Genomic DNA, 2,109 nt, shown 5'->3' with positions numbered 1-2,109 from the left:
ATACCTATAAAGGTTGGACTTGCCAGTATGTAGATTCGCCAAAACCACTCAAAGTCTTTCAGTCAACTAAAGAGTGGATTATTGTTAGCCCCGATGCAGAAATTTTTGAAATCAATAATCTCAGGCAGTTTTGCAAAAATCACGGTTTGAATGACAGTGCAATGATTCAAATTGCCAAAGGGAAGTTAAATAATTATAAAGGGTGGCTATGTGGTTATTCAGACTCGTCAATGCCAATAAAAACTCTCACGCAGCCGAAAGAATGGCTGATTATTACACCGGATGGCGAAAAATTACCTGTCAGTAATCTCAACAGTTTTTGTAAAACACACAAATTAGACTCAGGCTGTATGGTTAAAGTTGCTCAAGGAAAGTTTAAGCAACATAAAGGTTATCGTTGTTACCGCACCGATCGTCCTATTCCTACCTTAATTTCAGAAAAATTTAGTAAATCAGATCCACTGGTTATAGAAAAACCAGAAAAAATTAAGAAAAAGGTCATGCCTATAAGTCAAGGTGAGAAACTGCGTCAAATAAAATCCAATAGTTGGGTTGTGATTAATCCAGATGGTAAAGAACAGAAAATTATGAACCTCGCCAAATTTTGTAGAGAACATGGCTTAGATCAAGGCCACATGAGTAAAATAGCTCAAGGTAAAGGCCAATCTCACAAGGGTTGGAGTTGTCGTAAAAGTGACTAGAAAAATTAAAGCAGGACTTACGCAAAAAAACCGGGTTTCTAGGAAAAATCTAAGATTCTCAACGAGATATCTACAAAGAAACCCGGTTTCTACCTCGACGTGCATCAGTCCTGCTTAACGCTCAACCATTGACATAATAATCTCTAGTTCCTTTAGCATTCATCGCCTCTCCCAAGCGATTTAATCCATGTACATAAGCAGCAGTCCGCATCGAAATTGACAACTCCTGAGCAATTTTCCAAATTACCTCAGTTTCCTCAATCATTTTCAACTTTAACCGCTGATTTACTTCCTCCAATGTCCAATAAAGTCCGCTGCGATTTTGTACCCATTCAAAATAACTCACTGTCACTCCACCAGCATTCACTAAAATATCTGGGATGACTTTAACTCCCTTAGTTGCTAAAATGTTATCAGCAGCAGAAGTCGTAGGCCCATTAGCCACTTCAAAGATAAACTTAGCCTTAATATTATGCACATTCGCCTCGGTAATCTGATTTTCCAAGGCTGCTGGAACTAGCACATCAACATCTAAAGCTAAAAGTTCTTCATTCGTCAAAACTTCATGTTCGACAATGTTACAAACCGAACCTTCGCAATAAACTGCTTTGATACTGCGGTTAGATTCTTTGAATTGTCGAATACTAGGAATATCTAGCCCTTTTTTGGCATAAATTCCCCCTTGGGAATCGCTAACAGCAACTACTTTATAGCCAGCTTTCGAGAGTAATTCGGCGATTTCTGCACCGGCATTACCAAAACCTTGCACCGCCACAGTTGTATTTTGTGGTACTAAATCAAATTTAGGTAATAAGGTTTCAATTACAAAAAAAGCTCCCATTGCTGTCGCCGTATCTCGACCCAAACTACCGCCAATGGTGACAGGTTTACCAGTAACAACTGCTGGACAAAGTTTGCGGTTAATGATATTATATTGGTCGGCCATCCAACCCATAATCATCGGATTGGTGTAAACATCGGGTGCGGGAATATCGACATCGGGGCCGATAAAATCTGCGATCGCATCTATATAACCCCGACTTAATCGTTCTAATTCCATCTTTGATAATTCTTTGGGATTTAGGGTAATCCCTCCCTTAGCACCTCCAAAAGGTAGGTTTAAAACTGCACATTTAAAAGTCATCCAAAAGGCTAAAGATTGCACTTCATCCAGAGAAACTTTCGGATGATAACGTATTCCCCCTTTGGTCGGGCCTCTGGTGTCATCGTAGCGAACGCGGTAGCCTTGGAAAATTCGCAAGGAACCGTTATCCATTCGCACTGGAATTGATACGATTAAAGTAGATTTAGGATATTTGAGGCGTTCAGTTGTATCTTCTGAAAGCGAAACATATTTCAAGGCCTGCTCTAATCTGCGGCTGGCATCAGCAAATAATGAATCTGACAT

At 39.8% G+C, this 2,109-nt stretch carries 2 protein-coding genes; one reads left to right on the top strand and one right to left on the bottom strand.

The window, feature by feature from the left end:
* Window positions 1-701, top strand: a 701-nt coding sequence (locus OSCI_RS10590; RefSeq protein WP_157135557.1) for a hypothetical protein, incomplete at its 5' end; no start/stop codon positions are given.
* 121 nt (window positions 702-822) lie between these two features.
* Here the strand turns inward: OSCI_RS10590 and OSCI_RS10585 are convergent.
* On the bottom strand, window positions 823-2,109 hold a 1,287-nt coding region (locus OSCI_RS10585), incomplete at its 5' end, for a Glu/Leu/Phe/Val family dehydrogenase (RefSeq protein WP_007354931.1).

Source organism: Kamptonema sp. PCC 6506, assembly GCF_000180455.1.
In the GTDB taxonomy this organism is placed as follows: Bacteria; Cyanobacteriota; Cyanobacteriia; order Cyanobacteriales; family Microcoleaceae; genus Kamptonema; species Kamptonema formosum.
This window is presented reverse-complemented; position numbering and strand designations above follow the sequence as displayed.